Source organism: Solwaraspora sp. WMMA2101 (genome assembly GCF_049179175.1).
Classification (GTDB): Bacteria; Actinomycetota; Actinomycetes; order Mycobacteriales; family Micromonosporaceae; genus Micromonospora_E.
The window spans coordinates 319490-339949 of the sequence record NZ_JBMHMA010000006.1; the positions used below are offsets into that span (position 1 = coordinate 319490).

Consider the following 20460-nt stretch of genomic DNA (forward strand, 5'->3'; position numbering starts at 1 on the left):
CGTGGTCGATCAGCCAAGCACCTCCGTCAACGGCCGGCTGGTCATGCCGTGCGCCTCGGCGACCGGGCCGTAGGTGAGCTCGCCGTCGTACGTGTTGAGGCCGGCGGCGAGGGCCCGGTCCCGGCGCAGCGCGTCGCGCCAGCCGTGGTTGGCCAGTTCGAGGGCGTACGGCAGGGTGACGTTGGTCAGTGCGTACGTGCTGGTGTGCGGGACGGCGCCGGGCATGTTCGCCACGCAGTAGAAGACCGACTCGTGCACCCGGTAGACCGGATCGGCGTGGGTGGTGGGTCGGGAGTCCTCGAAGCACCCGCCCTGGTCGATCGAGATGTCGACGAGCACGCTGCCGGGCTTCATCCGGGACACCAACTCGTTGGAGATCAGCTTGGGTGCCTTCGCCCCGGGGACCAGCACCGCGCCGATCACCATGTCCGCGTCGCGCACGGCCCGCTCGACCTCGTAGGTGTTCGACGCGACGGTCTGCAGGTGACCCTGATAGATCGCGTCGGCCTGCCGCAGTTTGTTGATGTTGCGGTCCAGCAGCAGCACCTCGGCCTGCATGCCGAGGGCGATCGCGGCGGCGTTCATGCCGGACACCCCGGCCCCGATGACCACCACCTTGGCGGCGTAGACACCGGAGACCCCGCCCATCAGCACTCCGCGACCGCCACCGGAGCGCATCAGATGGTACGCGCCGACCTGCGGGGCCAGCCGACCGGCGACCTCGGACATCGGCGCCAGCAACGGCAACGCGCCGTCGGCGGTCTCCACCGTCTCGTACGCGATCCCGGTGACGCCCTGCTGCAGCAGGGCGTCGGTGCACTCCTTGGAGGCCGCCAGGTGCAGGTAGGTGAACAGCACCTGGCCGCGTCGCATCCGGTGGTACTCCTCGGCGATCGGCTCCTTGACCTTGAGGACGAGCTCGCCGGCCGCCCACACGTCGTCCGCCGTCGCCACGATGGTCGCCCCGGCCGCGGCGAACTCGTCATCGGTGATCGCCGAGCCGGCACCGGCGCCGGCCTCGATCAGCACCTGGTGCCCGGCCCGGACGAACTCGTGGACGCCGGCCGGAGTGACCGCCACCCGGTACTCGTGGTTCTTGACCTCGCGGGGAATTCCCACCAACACGTCGCCGTCACCTCTTCCGCAGGCACCGCTGCCCGTCCGTACTCGGCGCAGTCTAGGGCCGTCGGGCAGCGCGCCCGGCCAACACCTTGGCAGCCGATGCCGTCCGGAGTTGACGATGTGTCAGTCGGGCGCTCCCCGGCGACCGGCGGTGCCGCCACCCGGTCGCCGGGTGGCGGCACCGTCGGTCAACACGGCACCGGGTCGGTGGCCGGACGCAACACCGCCCAGCCGGTTCGCCGGGCACGGTCGGCGGCCAGCAGCCCGGCCACCGCCGCCGCGTTGGTGACCTCCCCGGCCAGGACCATCCGCACCGCCTCGTCGAGATCGACGAGGCGGACCTGCATCTCGGCCTCCTCGTCACGACGGTCGTGGCGCTGCGGCCGCGGCACCACCGACAGGTCGCGGGCGAGGAAGATCCTGATCGTCTCGTCCGAACAGCCCGGCGAGGTGTGCAGGTCGACCAGCAGGTCGAGTCGCCCGGCCTGCAGGTCGGCCTCCTCGGCCAACTCGCGCAGGGCCGCCGCAGGCAGGTCCTCCCCGCTGACGTCGACCAGTCCCGCCGGCAGCTCCCACAGGTACCGGCCGACCGGGTGGCGGTACTGGCGGACCAGCACGACCCGGCCGTCGTCGTCGAGCGCCACCACCCCGACCGCGCCGACGTGGCGCACGTAGTCACGCCTCGCCACGCCACCGCCCGGCATCGTCACGTCGTCGCTGACGACCGAGAAGACCGCGCCGGTGAACCGGTCGGTGCGCTGCCGCACCTGGTAGACGTGATGGTCCGCCGCCGGATCGCGCGTCACGACTGACCGCCGGTGGATCCGAGGTCCACCGGCAACTGGTCGGCCTCGGAGTAGACGATGACCGCACCGACGAACGCATGGAACAACGGGTGCGGCCGGGTCGGGCGGCTCTTGAGCTCCGGGTGGGCCTGGGTCGCGACGAAGAACGGGTGTTCGGCGGGGTCCAGCTCGACGAACTCGACCAGCCGGCCGTCCGGTGAGGTGCCGGAGATCCGCAGACCGGCCTTCTCCAGCACCTCGCGGTAGGCGTTGTTCACCTCGTACCGGTGCCGGTGCCGCTCGCTGACCTCGGTGGTGCCGTACGCCCTGGCGACGATCGACCCCTCGGACAGCCGGGCCGGATAGGCACCGAGGCGCATCGTGCCACCCAGGTCGCCGCGGCCGGCGACGATCTGCTCCTGATCGGCCATGGTCGCGACGATCGGATGCTCGACGTCGTCGTCGAACTCGGCCGAGTTGGCGCCGACCAGGCCGGCAGCGTTACGGGCCACCTCGATCACCATGCACTGCAGACCGAGGCAGAGGCCGAGCACCGGGATACCGTTCTCCCGACCGTACCGGGCGGCGCCGATCTTGCCCTCGATGCCCCGGACGCCGAACCCGCCGGGGATGACGATGCCGTCGACGCCGGCCAACGCGGCCGCGGCGCCGTTCGGGCTGACACACTCGTCGCTGGGCACCCAGCGGACCTGTACCCGGGCCCGGTGCCCGAACCCGGCCGCCCGGATCGCCTCGGACACCGACAGATACGCGTCGGGCAGGTCGACGTATTTGCCGACCAACGCCACGGTGACCGTGTGCCGGGGATGGTGCACCCGCTCCAGCAGGTCGTCCCAGCTGCTCCAGTCCACGTCCCGGAAGGACAGGCCGAGCCGGCGCACCACGTAGGCGTCGAGTCCCTCCCGGTGCAGGACCTTCGGGATGTCGTAGATGCTCGGCGCGTCCGGCGCGGCGATCACCGCTTCCCGGTCGACGTCGCAGTAGAGCGACAGTTTGTGCTTGAGCTTGTCGGGGATCTCCCGGTCGGAGCGGCAGACGATCGCGTCGGGCTGGATACCGATGCTGCGCAGGGCGGCCACCGAGTGCTGGGTCGGTTTCGTCTTCAACTCGCCGGAGGGCACCAGGTAGGGCACCAGCGACACGTGCAGGTAGAAGCAGCGGTCCCGGCCAACGTCGTGTCGTACCTGGCGGATCGCCTCCAGGAACGGCAACGACTCGATGTCGCCGACGGTGCCACCCACCTCGGTGATCACCACGTCCGGCACCAGGCCCTGCTCGTCCGGCTCGCCCATCGCCCGGATCCGTGCCTTGATCTCGTTCGTGATGTGCGGGATGACCTGCACCGTGTCGCCGAGGTACTCGCCCCGGCGTTCCTTGGCGATGACCGCCGAGTAGATCTGGCCGGTGGTGACGTTCGCCTTGCAGGACAGGTCACGGTCGAGAAACCGTTCGTAGTGCCCGACGTCGAGGTCGGTCTCGGCGCCGTCCTCGGTGACGAACACCTCGCCGTGCTGGAAGGGGTTCATCGTGCCGGGGTCGACGTTCAGGTACGGGTCGAGCTTCTGCATGACCACCCGCAGACCCCGGGCGGTGAGCAGGTTGCCCAGGCTGGACGCGGTCAGCCCTTTACCGAGTGAGGACGCGACGCCCCCGGTGACGAAAATGTGCCGTACCGTTTGTGTCGAAGGGGCCAAGGCGTGCTCCCGTGGGTCGTCTGACTGGTCGTGCAGACCGGCGCGTCACTGATGAAGCTGCTGGCGCGATCCACGGGACTCCACGGTAACACCTACCGAACCAGCGGATTCGTCGACCTCGGTGGCCACCGGCGGCGGGTCCGACCCGGGACCGTCGGAACCGGAGCCCTGCGGGTCGGGGCCGATCGTCGGTCGGGTCCGGTCCGCCGAATGGCCCAGCACCCGCAGCGCCAGCAGAGTCGCCATCGGTACGGTGACCGCCGCCGCCGCGCCGGCGACGTCGAGCGCGGCACCGGCCAGCCCACCGCCGATCACCGACGACACGGCGATGCCCGCCATCGCCGCGCGCACCGCCGGATAGATACCGAACAGCCGCTTGAGCCCACCCCAGGACTGCAGCAGGCCGAACCAGACCAACGCCGCGCTGACCAGGGCCAGGATCGTCAACGGGCTACCCAGCAGGGTCGACATGTTCGCTGACGAGGAACGGTGCAGCGTCAACCCGCCGGTGCCGTCGGCGAGCGCCGTCAGGAACCGGCCCAGGCTGCCCCGTTCGGTCTCCGGTCGCTGCAGGTCGAGCAGCGCGAACCCGGCGGTCACCACCAGGCCGGCGATCGTCGCCCAGGCCACCCTGGGCAGGCTGAGCCAACCGCCGGTGCTGATCGCCGCCGCGATGCTCACCCCGGCGGTCAACGCGATCGCCCCGACCGGGTCGGCACCCAGGTACGGGCTGCCCACCAGGACGACCGCCGCACCGCCGATCGCCACCACCACCGTGACCCGCCAGGTACGGCGGACCCGCTGGGCCAGGCAGCCGGCGGCCAGCAACGTCCCGGCGATCAGCACACCCAGACCGATGGTGCCCAGCCCGGCGTAGCGCCCTCCTTCCGTCGCCGAGTACCCGGTGACGCCGTTGAGCTGCAGCCGGGAACCGGTCAGCACGTCGGCGGCCACCACCGCCGCCGCGATCGTCGCGACCGCAGCCATCGGCCCGAGCGTGCGGCGGTACGGACCGCTGATCCGTACCGCCGCCGTGGCGGTGGCGACCGCCACCAGCGTGATCCCGACCAGCAGCAGCCCCGGATGAGCGCTGCGCCACCAGGGCACCACGTCGGCCAGCAACGCCGCAGGGATCGCCAATGCGGCGGCGATCAGCAGCACCTCCAGCACCGCGCCCGCCCGACGGACCACCGGATCCGGCCCGGGTCGGCCGGCGGTGCGCCGGACCCGCCGCAGCAGCGGCACCACGGCGACTGCGAGCAGGCTCTGGAAGCCGGCGAGCAGCCCGAAGAACCAGTTCGACGCCTGCCGTTGGGCGCGCGCCGCACGGTCGGCGTCGGCCGGGGCCGCGATGGCCGTCGCCAGGTCGGCTGGCCTGCCCGGCACCGCGTTCGCCGGTTGGCCGATGAACAGCCCGTCGGGCTGCTCCCGGCCGAGCACCTGCAACGCGGTCGGCGCGAGGTCCACCAGCTGCAGGTACCCGTCGCGGCCGGTGGTCGGTGAGGTGATCCAGCCGTCCTGCCAGCCCGGTCCGTCGGCGGCCACGACGTGCAGCCGGTCGCTGGTGCCGGTGTCGGCGAGCCCGGCCACCAGCACCAGCGACCGGGCCGGCCGGGCCGCCAGCACCCGGGTCAGTTGCGCGTCTGCCTGGCGGGCCGACGCGGCCCGCTCGGCTGGGTCGGTGCCGGCGACCACCCCGGCGTCGACGATCGACAGTACGCATGAGGCGAGCAGGTCCCGCGAATCCTCGGGAAGTTCGGGCTCGTACCGGTCGACCCGGCCGAAGGGCCGCGCGGCGGCCAGCGCGGCACCCGGGCCCACCGCCACCGTGCAGCGCACCGACTCGGCCAGCGCGCCGGGTACCGCCCCCCAGGCCAGCCGTTCCTGGTTGAGCCGCACCGTCGCTGCCTGGGACGGCAGGTAACCACCAATCCCGTCGGGCTGTTCCACGGTCACCGGCTGCTCGACGCAGTCGCCGGCCGGATCGACCCCGCTGCCCTCGGCGGCGGCGTAGGTGCCGGCACCGAGGGTCACCCAGCCGTCGGCCGGGCAGGTCGGACGCTGGGCGCTGCGCACCGACAACGAGGCGATCGAGCCGCCCTCGGCGAGCCGCCACAGCGCCGGGGTGGTGGCCTGGTCGACGTCGTCCCAGCGCAGCCCGGGCACCCCGACGACGATCACGTAGTCGGCGGTGCGTCCGGACGTACCGACTGCGGGCCGGTCGGCCAGTGCCGCCGCCGCGACGGCGAGCAACACCGACATCAGCAGGAGCGGCACGAGCCGGTGACGCATCAGCCGGACCCCTCGCCCACCTGGTCGGCCCGTGCGCCACGGTCGGTACGGCTACTCGAGGTGGCCCGCCCTCCGGCGGGGCCGCACTCGCCGGCCAGTTCCCGGTAGACGGCCCGGACGCCGTCGACGGTGTCGGCCTCCGTCGGCCACGACCGGGCGCGCAGCGGCCCCCGGCCGGCCAGGTCCGCCCGCCGCTGATGGTCACGCAGCAGGTCCCGCACCGCCGTGTCGAGCGCGTCGACGTCGTCGGGTGCGACGAGCACCGCGGCGTCGCCGACGAGTTCGGGCACCCCACCGACCCCGGTGGCCACCAGTGGTACGCCGGCGCGCAGCGCCTCCTGAGCGAACAGTTGCCGGGCCTCCCAGTCGCTGCACACGACCGCCAGGTCGGCGCCGAGCAGCAGGTCGGCCACGTCGGTACGGTGCCCGAGCAGAGTGACCGGGGCCCGGACCGCCGAGATCTGCGCGGCCAGCGCCAGGTAACTCGGGCCGGAACCGGCGATCACCACCTGCGCCGGCGGATCCAGCTCCCGCCAGCGGGCTGCGGCGTCGACGAGCAGGTCGTAGCGTTTCTGCGGATGCAGTCGCCCCACCGAGAGCACCAGTGGCTGCCGGGGACCGACACCGAACTCGGCCCGTACGGCGGCGCGGCTGCGCGTCGGTGGTGGCATCTCGGGGGCGGCGACCGGGGCCAGCCGGGCGTCCGGTGCCCCCAGCCGCGTCGCCTGCGCCACCAGGTCCGGCGACGCGCCGAGGGTGACCCGGGCGGACCGGGCCACCCGGCGCTGCGCCCACCGCGACAGTCGACCGCGAAGCCCTCCGGCCATGACGGTGTTGTGCCAGGTGACGACGACCGGTACGGACGGGCGGGCCAGTACGGCCACCAGGCCGGCCCGCAGCCCGTGCGCGTGCACCACGTCGACCGGGTTCGCGGCGAGGACCCGTCGCAGGGTCCGGACCGCCGACGCGTCCGCCAGGGTCGGGCTGGCCGGGATCTCCACCGGGACGAAGGTCGCGCCGGTGGCGGTGAAGCCGAACTGTTCCTCGGTGGCCTGCGGGCCGCACACGACCACGCGGGCACCGCCGCCGACCAGTCCGGCGGTCAGCGACGTCAGGTGCTGTCCGACACCGCCGGTGCTCGAGCCGAGCAGCAGTAGCACCGTGCCGGCCCAGTCGGTCCGCGTCACGTCGCTCACGGTGACTCCGTCCCCTTCCCGCCCGGCCGGGCGCGGGCCGCGACCCGCCGGAGCGCCCTGGCGATCGTCGGGCGCAGATCGTGGCGATCCAGTGGCAGGCAGACCGCGAGGAAGACCACCACCGCGGTCGCTCCCGACAGCATGCCCTGCCAGACCGCACCGGCTGTCGTCGGGGGGGCCGTACCCGGCCCGGTCCCGACCGCGACGAGGCCGCCGGCGACCGCCGCCGCCGCCCCGGCGCCGAGGCCGATCGCGGTGGCCCGGCCGAGGCCGGCGAGCACCGGCCTGCCACCGACGCGCCGCAACGCCGCCACCAGCAGCACCCCCATCACTGACAGGCCGACGGCGTTGGCCATCGCCAACGCCAGCACCCGGTCGGTGTCGGGCAGGGTCGTGGCCAGCAGCACCGCGCTGAGGATCACCGCGCTCCAACCGGCGGCGACCGCGCCGGCGGCGGCGGCGGGTCGGCCGGCGGCGTACAGCGCCCGGGACCCGATGGCGAACAGTCCGTAGCCGATCAGCCCCGGCGCGAACCCGGCGATCCCCGCCGCCAGCGCGCCGGCCTGCTCCGGCGGGACGAGAAACGCCGCAGCCGGTACCCGGACGGCGACCAGCGCGGCGGCGCCGAAGCTGGCCAGGAGTACCACGAGGCGGGCCGCCGGCGCGAGGGCGGCGCGGTAGCCGTCGTGGTCACCGCTGCCGTGGGCGGCGACCATTGTCGGGTAGGCGGCGGTCGCCAACGGCACCGCCAGCACCGACCAGGGCAGCAGGAACACGGTCTGGGCCAGGGCGAACAGCACGACGGCACCGTCCGGCGCCCCCCAGTTCAGGCAGAGCCAGACCGCGGTGAGCAGGGCGACCTGCTGGGTGCCGACGGTGACCGCACCAGCCGTCGCCAACCCGCCGACGGCGGTGCGGGCCGCGCCCACGAAGCGCACCGCCGGCCGTAACCGCAGCCGCAGCCGGCGCAGTGGAATCATCAGGCTCAACGACAGAACCGCCACCCCGGCGGTGGTACCGACCGCGAGCAGGGTCTGTCCGGCGGCGCCGACCTGTGGCAGGTCGGCCAGTCGGCCCTCGGCGGCCACGAACGTCAGGTAGGTGCCGATCACGACGACGCTGGACAGCAAGGGTGCGAGGACCGGCCAGGCGAACCGGTGGTGGGCCTGCAGCACCCCGATGAGGACCACCGCGATGCCGTAGAGCGGCAGTTGCGGTGCGAACAGGCGCAGCATCAGCACCCCGGCGTCGATCTGGTCCGCGCCGCCGTCGTCGGCGAGCAGCCGGATGATCGGCCCGGCGGCCACCGCGAGCAGCACCGCCAACGGGACCAACAGGCTCAACGTCCAGGTGAGCAGGGCCGATGTGGTGGCCGAGACAGTGGCGCGGTCGTCGGCGGCGACCGCGCCGGCCAGCAGGGGCACCACCAGGCTCGCCAACGCGCCGCCGACGACGATCTCGAACACGATGTTCGGGATGGTGTTCGCCGCGTGGTAGATGTCGCCCAGCGTGGTCGGGCCGACCGACCAGGCGAAGACCGCGGTCCGCCCGAACCCGACCAGCCGGCTGGCCACCGTGAGCACCGCGATCACCGTGGCCGCACCGGCGACCCGGGTGGCGACCGCCCGACTGGTCATCGCCGGCGCCGGTCAGGGGGTCCGGCGACCCAGCGCGTCCAGCTCCCGGAGCCCGGGGGTGCGCTGGATGACCTGAGTGAAACTGACCCGCTCACTCGCCGCGGTCAGGGCGGCGATGACACCCAGTGCGGCGGCCCGACCGACCGGACCGCTGCGCTGGGCGAGGGCCACCCCGAGCAGGGCGCCGAGGGAGTTGGCACCGCAGTCGCCGAGCATCACCCGCTCGTCGAGGTCGTCGGGCAGCAGACCGAGGACCGCGCCGGCGGTGCCGGCGGCGGTCCCGGCCGACGGACCGGTCAGCAGCGGTCCGGCCACGAGCAGCCCGGCCTTCGCGGCCCGACCCGGCCGCAGGTCGAGCAGGTTGACCAGGTTGGCCATGCCGGCGATGACCCCGGCACCGAGCAGCAGGTCGGCACCGCGGACCGCCGGATGGCGGGTGGGTCGACGCCGGTCGGCGGAGAGCAGCGCAGCGGCGGCGACCCCGGTCGCCCCGACCCCGACGATCTTGACCAACCCGCTGGTCACCTGTCCGCGCCGCAGCGCCGCCAGGTGACCGGCGAACCCCTTGGCCGCCCGCTGGTCCGGGCGGGCGCCGACGATGTCGTCGTAGAGACCGACGGCACCAGCGCCGGCACCGGCGACCAGACTGGCGGCGGCGCCCGCCGGATGCCCGGCGCCCAGGGCGGCGGCCAGCGACGCGCCGACGGCCAACGCCGGACCGCCGGCCAGGCTCACGGTACGGCCACGGAAGTTGGTGCGGTCCAGGACGCCGCGCGGGGCCACCCGGCGGGTGGTACGCAGCGCCGCCCGGGCGGCGACCACCCCGACGGCGGCGGCCAGCGACAGGCCCAGCGGGCCACGGGTCAACATCAGGGTCTGCTCCGGGGTGCTATTCGGGGCGCTTGGGCATCAGGCTGGTGGCACCGGCGCCAAGCCCGTAGTGCCCGGCCTGCCCGAGGGTGAACTGCTCGGCGGTGGCGAGAGCGGTGACGGCCTGCCCGGCCGTGGTGTTGCCGTTGTCGACGGTGGAGATCGACTGGGTGAGGGTCGGATCGCCGCGTACCGCCGAGATCAGGTTGCCGTCGCTGGACCCGGTGCCGGCCACCACCACCTGGCTGTTGCGGTCGAACTGCACGACCATGGTCACCACGGCGGCGTCCTTCTTGGCCGCCTGTCGGTCGACGTACGGCTGACCGCTGACCACGACGACGGCCTCCGCGGGGCCGGTGACCGGCGTCTCCACCGTGATGTAACCGGCGTCGCCGTACGCGTCGAGCACTGCGGCGAGATCCGCCGGGTCGACCGCCGGCTGCTCGGCGCGGTCCAGCAACGCACTGGCCAGCAGCGCACTGGAGGTTTCGACACCGTCGCTGTTGCCGGGCAGTCCGGTGGTGGGAACTGTGGGTCGGGCCGCAGCGGTGGCGAGTTCGAGCAGGTTGACGCCGTTGTCCGGATCGACGAACTTGTCCTGTACGTCGATCCGACCGGTCACCGTCGCCCCGGCCATGTCCAGCGCCGCGACCACCCCCTCGGCGTGGTCCCGGCCGCTGGGCAGGCAGATGACCAGCAGTCGCCGGCCGGCCAGCTTGTCGGCCAGCAGGATCGGCGCGGCTTCGGCGACGAAGTCCTCCTCGCGGTCGACCTCCTCGCGCAGGCTGTTGACGGTCTCCCGCAACTGGGTATTGTCTTTACGTAGAGCATTCACGTTGTCGCTCAACGAATCGGCGACCGGGCCGTTCAACGCGGCGGTACCCACGACGAGGCCGATCGCCAGGGCGAGGAAGACCGCTGTGAGCGACACCACGTGGTAACGGAAGTTGATCACTCTTGCCGCCTTCTCCGATCCGTCTGCGCGTGACCGGTTGCTCCGTCCACGCTCTTACCAGGCCTTTCTCCGCTGGCGGAGCCGCCCCGTCCGTCAGAAGAGCTGCCCCACCTGGAAGACGAAATTGTCCCACCACTCGGAAGCCACTCCGAGATAGGCCTGACCGACCGTGGAAACAGCGACGGCCGACGCCATCGCGGCGATTGCGGAGAGCACGAGCAGCAGCAGCGACGATCCGGAGATGCTCTGTCGGTAGAGGCGGCTGACGCCCTTGGCGTCGACCAGTTTACCGCCCACCTTGAGGCGGGTCAGAAACGTGGAGGCCATCCCGCCCCGGCCCTTGTCGAGGAATTCCACCAGGGTGGCGTGCGTACCGACCGCCACGATCAGGGTGGCACCCTTCTCGTCGGCCAGCAGCATCGCCAGGTCCTCGCTGGTCGCGGCCGCAGGGAAGGTCACCGCCTCCACGCCGAGCTCACGAACCCGGTCCATGCCGGGAGCCCGGCCGTCCGGGTAGGCGTGTACGACGACCTCCGCACCGCAGCGCAGCACGTCGTCGGTCACCGAGTCCATGTCACCGATGATCATGTCCGGGGTGTAGCCGGCCTCGACGAGGGCGTCCGCGCCGCCGTCCACCCCGATCAGCACCGGCTTGAACTCACGGATGTACGGCCTCAGCACATCGAGATCGGCCTTGTAGTCGTAGCCACGGACCACGATCAGACAGTGCCGGCGAGCGATGCGGGTCTCGATCTCCGGCACGCCGACACCGTCGAGAAGCAGATCCCGCTCCTGTTTGAGGTACTCCATCGTGTTGGCGGCGAACGCCTCCAACTGGACCGACAGGCCCTCCCTGGCATCGCTCATCGACCGGGCCACCGAGTCGGCGTCCTGCCGCACCCCGGAGGCCACCTGCGCGTCACCGACCAGGACCGTGGCACCGTCGATCCGGACCGTGTCGCCGTCACGGACCTTGTCGAACACGTCCTCGCCGAGATCGTCCACCAGCGGGATCCCCGCCTGGATCAGCACCTCCGGGCCGAGATTGGGGTACCGACCGGACACCGACGGCTTGGCGTTGAGCACCGCGGCCACCCCGACCGCGACCAACGAGTCCGCGGCGACCCGGTCCAGATCGACGTGGTCGATGACCGCGATGTCGCCCGGACGCAGCCGCCCGACCAGCCGTTTCGTCCGGCGGTCGAGCCGCGCGGTGCCGGAGATCGTCCCGGGCTCGGCGGTCCGGGCCCGACGCAAGGTGGGTAGACGCATCCTTACCATCCTGGCATGGGGGGCAGCGGAATCCGGCGCGACATGCCCGCCGCGTCACGGCCGGCAGGAGCGGCCAGCCGCCCGGTCCGGCACGCCCCTGTTCTAGCGAACCACATCGCCGCCCGTCTGTCGGCACCGCAGCGCACACCGGGACGGCCCCGACCGTCGACACCCTGCTCACCGCACCGACGCACCGACCGGTCAGGGGTCAGCCGCGCCGCTCCCGCGCGGCAACCGCGAGCAACTCCTCCGCGTGCGCGATACCCAGGTCCGAGTCCGGCAAACCGGCAAGCATCCGGGCCAGCTCCCGGGCCCGGTCGGTGTCCTCGACCACCCGGACGCCGCTGGTGGTGACCGCTCCCCCAGTGTCCTTCGCGACCACCAGATGCCGGTCCGCGAACGCCGCCACCTGCGGCAGGTGCGTCACCACCAGCACCTGATGGCTACGGGCCAGCCGGGCGAGGCGTCGACCGATCTCCACCGCCGCCTGACCGCCGACTCCGGCGTCGACCTCGTCGAAGACGAGCGTCGGTGGCCCGCCGGCACCGGCGAACACCACCTCGATCGCCAGCATCACCCGGGACAGCTCACCCCCGCTCGCCCCCCGCTGCAGCGGCAACGCCGGAGCGCCCGGATGCGCCAACAACCGCAACTCCACCTCGTCGGCACCGTCCGGTCCGACACCGGCCTCGACGCCGTCGACGGTCAACGCCGGTTCACCCCGGCCCGGCGGGCGGGCCAGGACCACCACCTCGACCCGGGCGTGCGGCATCGCCAACCCGGCCAGCTCCACGCTGACCTGCTCGGCGAAGCGCACCGCCGCCGACCGGCGGGCGGCCGACACCCGGCTGGCCAGCTCCGCCACCTCCTCGGCGAGCCGGGCCCGCTCCCGGTCGAGTTCGTCGAGCAGCTCGTCGGAGGTGTCCAGGTCAGCCAGCCGCTCCCGGGCCCGCTGCGCCCAGGCGATCACCCCGTCGACGTCGTCGGCGTACTTGCGGGTCAGCCCACGCAACGCCATCCGCCGCTCGTAGACCGCCTGCAGCCGTTGCGGGTCGGCGTCGAGCGCCGTCAGGTAGCCGGACAGCTCCGCAGCGACGTCACCGACCAGGGTCGCCGCCTCGGTCACCCGGGCCGCGAGGTCGCCGAGGATCCGGTCCACCCCCGCCTGGGCCTCCAACGCCCGACGGGCCGCCCCGAGCAGACCGGTGGCGTCGGGCGTGTCGTCGGCCGTGTCGCCCCCACCGGCGAGCGCCAGCACCGCCACCTGCGCGGCGGCCCGCAGCCCTTCGGCGTGCTCCAGTCGCTGCGCCTCGGCCTTGAGCTCGGCCTCCTCGCCCGGCTGCGGATCGACCCGGGTGATCTCGTCCAGACCCAGGCGCAGCAGGTCGGCCTCCTGGTTGCGCTCCCGCGCGTTGCGCCGCCGATCGGCCAGATCGTCGCTGACCTGCCGCCACCGGCCGTGCACCTCGCGCATGGTGTCGAGCAGCTTCTCGTGCTCGGCGCCGGCGAACCGGTCGAGCGCGGCCCGCTGTTCAGCCGGGCGCAGCAGCCGCAGCTGGTCGGACTGCCCGTGTACGGCGACCACCTGGTCGCCGATCTCGCCGAGTACGGAGACCGGCATGCTGCGGCCACCGACGTGGGCACGGGACCGCCCTTCAGCGGTGACCGTCCTGGTCAGCAACAGAACACCGTCGTCGTCGGGTTCCGCCCCGGCGTCGACGATCCGCCCGTGCACGACCGCACCGGTCGCGCCGACCAGCCGCAGCCGGCCCTCCACGATGGCCCGGCCAGGGTCGGCGCGGACCCGCCCGGCGTCGGCCCGGCCGCCGAACAGCAACCCGAGACCGGTCACCACCATGGTCTTACCGGCACCCGTCTCGCCGGTTATCACGTTCATGCCACGGGTCAGCGGCAGCGTGGTGTCCTCGATGACGCCCAGCCCGGTGATGCGCAGCTCTTCCAGCACAGCCACCGACAGTAGTAGCGGGAGCCGACGTTGACCACCCGGGGCCCGCTCAGCGACGGTTTCCCCGCCAGCCGTTCACCGGCAGGTCGAACTTGGCGACCAGCCGGTCACTGAACGGCCGAGGGTGCAGCCGGACCACCCGTACCGGCAGGTCGCCCCGGCGGACCGTCACCCGCGCTCCGGGCGGCAGGTCGTAGACCCGCCGCCCGTCGCAGCACAGCACCGCGAACGTGGTGTACGGATCCACGGTGATCACGAACGTCGAGCTCGGCGCGGTCACCAGCGGGCGACTGAACAGGGCGTGTGCGCTGATCGGCACCAACAGCAGGGCCTCGACCTCCGGCCACACGACCGGCCCGCCAGCGGAGAACGCGTACGCCGTGGAGCCGGTCGGGGTGGCACACACCACACCGTCTGCGCCATAGCGCGACAGCGGCCGACCGTCCACGTCGACCATCAACTCCAGCATCTGGGCACGCTGCCCCTTTTCGACGCTGATCTCGTTGAGCGCCCACGAGTCGATGACCACCCCGTGCTCCAGCTCGGCCCGCACGTCCAGGGTCAACCGCTCATCCACCGTGTACTCGCGGGCGACGACCTGCCGTACCGCCCGGTCGAGGTCACCGATCTCGGCCTCGGCGAGGAAGCCCACCTTGCCGAGATTGATGCCGAGCAGCGGGGCCTTCGCCGGACGGGCCAGCTCGGCGGCCCGCAGGAAGGTGCCGTCGCCGCCGAGCGCGAAGACGATCTCCACTCCGACGGCGGCGTCCGGCCCGTCGACCGGCGACACACCCGGCAGGTCCAGGTCGTCGGCCTCCTCGGCGATCACCCGGACCCCGAAACCGGCCTCGATCAGGTCGGCGGCGACGGTACGGGCGTGGTCGGTGCTGCGCTGGCGCCCCGTATGGGTCACCAGCAGCGCCGACCGGACGCTCGACGGTGCCGCCTGGGCACCGCCGGTCGGAACTGTCGCGTTCACCGCGTTCCACCTTCCTCCGTCGCCGGACCGGCGTCGACGATAGCCCGGATCTGCTGTGCGTCGGCGGGCGGTGCGCCGACGCGGAACCAGACGAAGAACTCGACGTTGCCCCGGGGGCCGGGCAACGGGCTGGCCACGACCGCCGCCACACCGAGGCCGAGCGACTCGCCCGCCAGGGCAACGTCGTGCACCGCCTCGGCGCGCAGCGCCGGATCACGGACCACCCCGCCGCTGCCGACCCGGTCGCGGCCCACCTCGAACTGTGGTTTGACCATGAGCAGCAGATCGCCGTCGGGTGCCGTGCACGCCCACAGCGCCGGCAACACCAGACGCAGGGAGATGAACGACAGGTCCGCGACCGTCAGGTCGACCGCACCGCCGATCTGGTCGGTGGTGAGGTTGCGGACGTTGGTCCGTTCGTGCACCCGTACCCGCTCGTCGCCGCGCAGCGACCAGGCCAGCTGGCCGTAACCGACATCGACCGCGACGACCTCGGCCGCCCCGCGCCGCAGCAGTACGTCGGTGAACCCTCCGGTGGAGGCACCGGCGTCGAGACACCGCCGGCCCACGACCGGTACGCCGGTGCCGTCCAGCGCTCCGATGAGCTTGTGGGCGCCACGCGAGACGTACCCCTGGGCCGGGTCGTCGCCCCGGACCCGGACCGCGTCGGCGGGGTCGACCATCGCGGCCGCCTTTGCGGCGGCGACACCGCGGACCTCGACCCTGCCGGCGGTGATCAACTCTGCAGCCTGTTCCCGGGACCGGGCCAGACCCCGACGGACCAGTTCGACGTCGAGACGGTTACGGCGTGCCATGGATCTCCGGCGTCGTGTCCATGCTCAGCCCTGGTCGATCGTGGCGAGCGTCTCCTGCAGGGTGCCGTGTGCCGCCTCGTACTGCGCGATCTGGTCGGCGGGCGGCAGCCCGGCGGCGTTGCGGATCGCCTGGACCGCCGCGTCCACCGCCGGGTGACCGGTCTGCTGTGCCGCCGGGTCGCCGGGAACCGGGTCGGTCGTGGTCGCGTCCGGGCCCGCCACCGCAGCGGTTGCCCGGTTGCCGGGCGGCGGCATCGGCACCGGACGAAACGGCCCCGTGGTGGTCACTGCCCACCCACCGGGCCGACACCGGGTTCCTGCACGACAGCCTTCTTGGCCACCGTCTTCTTGGCCACCGCCTTCTTCGCGACGGCCTTCTTCGCCACCGCCTTGCCTGCCGCCGGAGCGGGTGACGCGGCGGCGCCCGGCTCCGCAGCCGGCAAGGACGCCTCAGCGGTCGCCGCGGCGGCGGTCGCGGCGGCGGTACGCGCCCGTGCCTGTTCCATGTCGCCCTCCAGCCGGCGGATCCGCTCCCGAAGGGCGGCCACCTCGTCGGCCTTGGCCAGCCCGACCGCGTCCAGCGCCCGGTCGACCTCGAGGCGGACCAGACGGGTCAACGACTCCCGATTGGCGGTCCCGGCCGTGAACAGGTCCTCGGCCATCGCCTGCAGCTGCGCGGCCGTGGCCCCGCCCTTGCCCACCAGCGACCGCGCGGTCTGCTCCGCCTTCTTCCGAGACGCCTCGGTCAGCCCGAGGGCCACTTCAAGGTACGCTCGCCAGGCGTCACGCATGTCCCACTCCTTCACCGCGAAGAATGTTCGATCGCCACGCTACCGGGACACGCCGGCACAGTGCGGTACGGTGCCAGTACCAGCGCCCGGCGTGCCGCCCACGCACGGTCGCGGGACGATCCACGACCCACCTGACCGGGAGGTGCGATGGCCAGCGTCGACGAGTGCCGCCAGGCGCTGCACGAGCTCGCCGCCAGGCTCGCGGACAACGCCGACGAAGTCCGCGACCGGGTCAACCTGGACCGCACCCTGGCCTGCCGAATCACCGACCTCGACGCCGCGTTCCACGCACGGCTGGCCGACGGGCGGCTCGTCGACATCGCCGACGGCGACGACCCCAGGGCGAAGATCGCCCTGAACATCGGCAGTGACGATCTGCTTGCCCTCGTCCGGGGCGATCTGGACGCCGGCCGTGCCCTTGCCAGTCGTCGGCTGTCGGTCAGCGCCAGCCCGTTCGACCTGCTCAAGCTACGCAAGCTGCTCTGAAAGGCCGGCGGCTACCGGCCACAGTGGCGCACCCGGCCGCTCACCCCAGGCCGAGTTCCCGCAACGCGGAACCGGCCGCGTCCGATCCGGCCCGGATCGGCCCCGGCGGCCCTCCGTCGCGCCACACCGCCCGGCACAACAGCCGAAGCGCCGCCACCGCACCGTCGAATCCATCGGCGGGCCCGTCGGCGGATCCGTCGAGGATCAGACCGACGCCGTCAGCATCGCCGCGTACCCGCCATCCCGCCTCGGCTGTCGGGTCGTCCGAACCAACACCGTCGCCAGCGATCGGCCGCGCCGCCGCCGGGTCGAACAAGCCGCGCAGGTCAGCCGAGACGTACGTGGGGCGGCGGGCCGGTGGCGCACCGAGCAGTTCCTGGGCATCGCTGATCCCGGTCAGCACCAGGAGGCTGGCCATTCCGGCCCGGTTCGCCCCTTCGATGTCGGTGTCCAACCGGTCACCCACCACCAGTGGACGCTGCGCACCGACGCGCCGCGCCGCAGCGAGGAAAAGTCCCGGCTCCGGTTTGCCGACGACCTGGTCAGGGTCCCGGTCCAGCGCGGTGCGCAGCGCCGCGACCAGCGACCCGTTGCCGGGCAGCGGGCCACGGCCGCTGGGCAGCGTACGGTCGGTGTTGGTGGCGACCCAGTCGGCACCGCCCCGGATCGCCACCGACGCTTCGGCCAGGTCGGCCCAGCCGACCTCGGGACCGTATCCCTGGACCACCACCGTCGGCTGGTCGTCGGCCGCCGCCGCCAGCACCAGCCCGGCGGCGAGTATCTCCTGACGCAGCGCGTCAGCACCCACCACCAGTGCCTTCGTGCCCGGCCCGTAGCGCTGCGCGAGCACCGAGGCGGTCGCGCCGGCCGAGGTGAGCACCTGCGTCTCGGTCGCCGGCACACCCATCCCGGACAGCAGCCCGGCAACATCGGCTGGGCGCCGGGAGGCGTTGTTCGTGGCGTACGCCACCGGCAATCCCATACCGCGCAGGCGGTCCACGGCATCCACCGCGCCCGGGATCGGCCGGTCGATCAGGTAGATCACGCCATCCAGGTCGAAGATGACCAGGTCACAGTCAGCGGACAGGCCTGACTGGTGCCCGGCGACGGTACCGGCCCCCGTCACCGCGTCGTGTCCTCGGCCGACGGCCCGGCCTCCGACGACTCAGCCTCGGGCGAAGGCTGAGCCTCCAACGACGGCTCGGCCTCCGACGACGGCTCAGCCCCGGCAGCCGGCTCCGGTCGCTCTGGCTGGTCGGCCCGCTGCTGCGTCCCGGTGTCCGTACCAGGGGCGGCGGCGGCATCGGTGCCGACCGCGTCGTCGTCGGACCCGTCGTCGTCGCCGGTCAGTACCACTCCGTCGAGCTCCAGCAGCCGCTCGGCCGCGTCGGTGGAGCCGTCCACGTCCGCCTCGGTCGCCCGGGCGAACCACTCCCGGGCCTCGTCCTTGCGACCGGCCTGCAGCAGCGCGTCGGCGTAGGCGTACCGCAACCGGCCGGACCACGCCTGGTCCGAATCGGCAGTCAACTCCCGGACCTGCAGCATCGCCACTGCGGCCTCGGACTGGCCCAGATCGCCACGGGCACCGGCGGCGACCATCAGCAACTCGATGGCCGATTCGTGGTCCAACGCCGCACGGTCGGCACCCCGGAAGATGTCAATCGCACGCTCCGGGCGGCCCAGCGCCCGTTCACAGTCTGCAAGCACCGCAAGATGCGTCTGCCGGCCCGACATCCGATGGTACGTACGCAACTCCGCCACGGCGGTCGTCCAGTCGCCGGCGCGGTAGGCGGAAAGTCCCACCGCTTCGCGTACCGCCGCGATCCGGGACGCCAGACGCCGGGCAGCCAGGGCGTGGGCCAGGGCCAGATCAGGGTCCTCGTCGATCGACCGGCCGGCCGCGACAAGGTGCCGGGCGACCGTCTCCGCCACCGGACGGGCAAGGCCCAGCAGCTCGGCCCGCACCTCGCCGTGCAGATCGGTGGCGACGATGTCCTCGGTCAACTCCGGCGCCGCCGCACGCTCGCCGCCCGAGCGCGGCGTGTCGTCATCGAGGGGTCGTGAGCGGGGCGCGGCCGAGGTGTCGGCTCGCGCCGCAGAACGGGGCCGCTGCGTCCGGTCACCGTCGAACCGCCGGCGGTCGCCCGCGCGGTTGTCCCGGTCGCCGCCGGACGGGCGGCGGTCGCCGTAGCTGGGTCGGGCCGCCCGCTCGCCACGGGCGTCAGGACGGCCCTGCTCGCCCTGTCGACCGGCACCGCCACGATCCGACCACCGTTGGCCCTCGGGCCGAGACGGGCGTCCGCTGTCACCATGGCCACCGGTACGTCGGTCGCCACCGCGTCGGTCCTCGTGCCGACGGTCCTCGTGACGCGGCGCGCGGTCGCTGCGGCTGGTGTCGCTGCCGCGCTGGCGGGCTCCGGCCGACGAGGACCAGTTGCCGCCACGCCGGTCACCGGCACCCTCGTCGCGCCGGAACGCAGGTCGGTCGGCGGGCCGGTAGCCACGGGAATCGCCACCGCGCTCGGTCTGCCCCTCTCGCCTGTCGCCCCGAGGCTGGTCACGCCAGTTGCCTGCGCGGGACTCGTCGCGCCGGTCGCCGTCACTGCGAACCGGACGGCGGCTGTCACGGTCGTCGCCCCGGTCCGCCCATGGACGCGAGCCCCGCTGGTCACGGTCGTCGCCCCGGTACGGTGCCCGGCGGTCACCCGACGGTGTCGCCGGACGGTCGGTCCGTGCCCGCCAGGTGCCGTCGCGCGACGGACGGCCGTCAGTGGATCCGGTCGAGCCGGTCGCGCGGCCGTCCCGCGTGCCGCTGCCGTACGTTGGTCTTCCACCGGCGTCGTCCCGACGGTAGGAACCACCGTCACGGCGTGCCGGACGAGGCTGCTGCGAGTACCCACCGGTGCGGTCACGGCCACCGCTGTAGCCGGAACGGTCGCCACCTCTCGCGCGATCGCCGTCACCGACCGTGGGGCGGCTGCCACCGTCCCGATGCTGGTAGCCGCCGTCGCCGCGGCGGCCGCCGGCTGGCGAGTCTCTACGGTCCGAACGGAACCGGTCCGGGCGGGCAGCGTCGCCATGGTCGCGACCCCGGGCGTCGTTGTCGCGCCAGGATCCCTCCCGACGCGCGCCTCGGTCATCGTCACGACGGGGACCTCTGTCGTCGCGCGACGGCCGGCCATCACCGCCTCCGGCACGGCCGCCAGCGCGACCAGCGCCACCGCTACGGCTTCCTCCGGCACGGCCGGCACCACCGGTCCTGCTGCCGCGGTCATCGGCACGGCGAGGTCGGTCGCCATCCTGCCCAGTTGGGTTCACGACTCTATCCTCCCTGATGCCGCCGGACCGACGCACGGCGGGCGCACACAGTTAAGGGCCGCTCCCCGCAGGGAGCGGCCCTTAAACTGTAAAGATGTCCGGCGGTGACCTACTCTCCCACACCCTCACGAGTGCAGTACCATCGGCGCTGGAGAGCTTAGCTACCGGGTTCGGAATGTAACCGGGCGTTTCCCCTCCGCCATAACCGCCGTAACCCTAACAACAAACCAAACACACCCACAGGAATGTTCGTTTGCCCAG

Annotated in this window: 17 protein-coding genes and 1 rRNA gene; 1 reads left to right on the forward strand and 17 read right to left on the reverse strand. The window is 73.0% G+C overall.

What is annotated here, in order from left to right:
- Positions 1-9: 9 nt before the first annotated feature.
- The 14 genes from ald to ACN28F_RS02045 all read right to left on the reverse strand — a co-directional run bounded on the left by ald (position 10) and on the right by ACN28F_RS02045 (position 16395).
- Positions 10-1125 (reverse strand): alanine dehydrogenase, encoded by a 1116-nt coding sequence (gene ald, locus ACN28F_RS01980; protein WP_289206436.1) that lies wholly within the window; start codon positions 1123-1125, stop codon positions 10-12.
- A gap of 185 nt (positions 1126-1310) precedes the next feature.
- On the reverse strand, positions 1311-1928 hold the full coding sequence (locus tag ACN28F_RS01985; RefSeq protein WP_289206437.1) for an NUDIX domain-containing protein: 618 nt from the start codon (positions 1926-1928) through the stop codon (positions 1311-1313).
- Positions 1925-3622: a CTP synthase gene (locus ACN28F_RS01990; protein ID WP_421356903.1), complete on the reverse strand. Its 1698-nt coding sequence runs from the start codon at positions 3620-3622 to the stop codon at positions 1925-1927. Before ACN28F_RS01990 ends, ACN28F_RS01985 begins: the two co-directional genes overlap by 4 nt.
- Before the next feature lie 45 nt (positions 3623-3667).
- Positions 3668-5914: a hypothetical protein gene (locus ACN28F_RS01995; protein WP_421356904.1), complete on the reverse strand. Its 2247-nt coding sequence runs from the start codon at positions 5912-5914 to the stop codon at positions 3668-3670.
- On the reverse strand, positions 5914-7110 hold the full coding sequence (locus ACN28F_RS02000; protein ID WP_289206440.1) for a glycosyltransferase family 4 protein: 1197 nt from the start codon (positions 7108-7110) through the stop codon (positions 5914-5916). The genes ACN28F_RS01995 and ACN28F_RS02000 overlap by 1 nt, the downstream gene beginning before the upstream one ends.
- On the reverse strand, positions 7107-8747 hold the full coding sequence (gene murJ / locus ACN28F_RS02005; protein ID WP_289206441.1) for a murein biosynthesis integral membrane protein MurJ: 1641 nt from the start codon (positions 8745-8747) through the stop codon (positions 7107-7109). The genes ACN28F_RS02000 and murJ overlap by 4 nt, the downstream gene beginning before the upstream one ends.
- Before the next feature lie 12 nt (positions 8748-8759).
- Positions 8760-9617, reverse strand: coding sequence for a hypothetical protein (locus ACN28F_RS02010; RefSeq protein WP_353850456.1), 858 nt, complete (start codon positions 9615-9617; stop codon positions 8760-8762).
- 19 nt (positions 9618-9636) lie between these two features.
- Entirely contained in the window at positions 9637-10572 is a 936-nt protein-coding gene (locus ACN28F_RS02015; protein ID WP_282227620.1) for a copper transporter, read from the reverse strand.
- A 93-nt stretch (positions 10573-10665) separates the two neighbouring features.
- On the reverse strand, positions 10666-11844 hold the full coding sequence (gene steA, locus ACN28F_RS02020) for a putative cytokinetic ring protein SteA (protein ID WP_289206442.1): 1179 nt from the start codon (positions 11842-11844) through the stop codon (positions 10666-10668).
- A 208-nt stretch (positions 11845-12052) separates the two neighbouring features.
- On the reverse strand, positions 12053-13810 hold the full coding sequence (gene recN, locus ACN28F_RS02025; RefSeq protein ID WP_289210986.1) for a DNA repair protein RecN: 1758 nt from the start codon (positions 13808-13810) through the stop codon (positions 12053-12055).
- A gap of 49 nt (positions 13811-13859) precedes the next feature.
- Positions 13860-14789 (reverse strand): NAD kinase, encoded by a 930-nt coding sequence (locus tag ACN28F_RS02030; protein WP_421356905.1) that lies wholly within the window; start codon positions 14787-14789, stop codon positions 13860-13862.
- Positions 14786-15604: a TlyA family RNA methyltransferase gene (locus ACN28F_RS02035; RefSeq protein ID WP_421356906.1), complete on the reverse strand. Its 819-nt coding sequence runs from the start codon at positions 15602-15604 to the stop codon at positions 14786-14788. Before ACN28F_RS02035 ends, ACN28F_RS02030 begins: the two co-directional genes overlap by 4 nt.
- Positions 15605-15628: 24 nt before the next feature.
- Entirely contained in the window at positions 15629-15859 is a 231-nt protein-coding gene (locus tag ACN28F_RS02040; RefSeq protein WP_421361224.1) for a hypothetical protein, read from the reverse strand.
- Positions 15860-15888: 29 nt separating this feature from the next.
- Entirely contained in the window at positions 15889-16395 is a 507-nt protein-coding gene (locus ACN28F_RS02045; RefSeq protein WP_421356907.1) for a phasin family protein, read from the reverse strand.
- A 147-nt stretch (positions 16396-16542) separates the two neighbouring features.
- Between ACN28F_RS02045 and ACN28F_RS02050 the strand changes: the two genes are divergently transcribed.
- Positions 16543-16881 carry an SCP2 sterol-binding domain-containing protein gene (locus ACN28F_RS02050; protein WP_289206446.1) on the forward strand — a complete coding sequence of 113 codons (339 nt, stop codon included), beginning with the start codon at positions 16543-16545 and terminating at the stop codon, positions 16879-16881.
- Between the two features lie 40 nt (positions 16882-16921).
- On the opposite strand, the gene ACN28F_RS02055 is transcribed toward ACN28F_RS02050, so the two are convergent.
- The 3 genes from ACN28F_RS02055 to rrf form a co-directional block, all read right to left on the reverse strand.
- Positions 16922-18007, reverse strand: coding sequence for an HAD-IIA family hydrolase (locus ACN28F_RS02055; RefSeq protein WP_289206447.1), 1086 nt, complete (start codon positions 18005-18007; stop codon positions 16922-16924).
- The gene (locus tag ACN28F_RS02060) at positions 18004-18831 is read right to left on the reverse strand and encodes a tetratricopeptide repeat protein (RefSeq protein WP_289210988.1); all 828 of its coding nucleotides are present in this window, start codon (positions 18829-18831) and stop codon (positions 18004-18006) included. The genes ACN28F_RS02055 and ACN28F_RS02060 overlap by 4 nt, the downstream gene beginning before the upstream one ends.
- Before the next feature lie 1464 nt (positions 18832-20295).
- Positions 20296-20412: ribosomal RNA gene (rrf, locus tag ACN28F_RS02065) — 5S ribosomal RNA — on the reverse strand.
- Positions 20413-20460 lie beyond the last annotated feature (48 nt).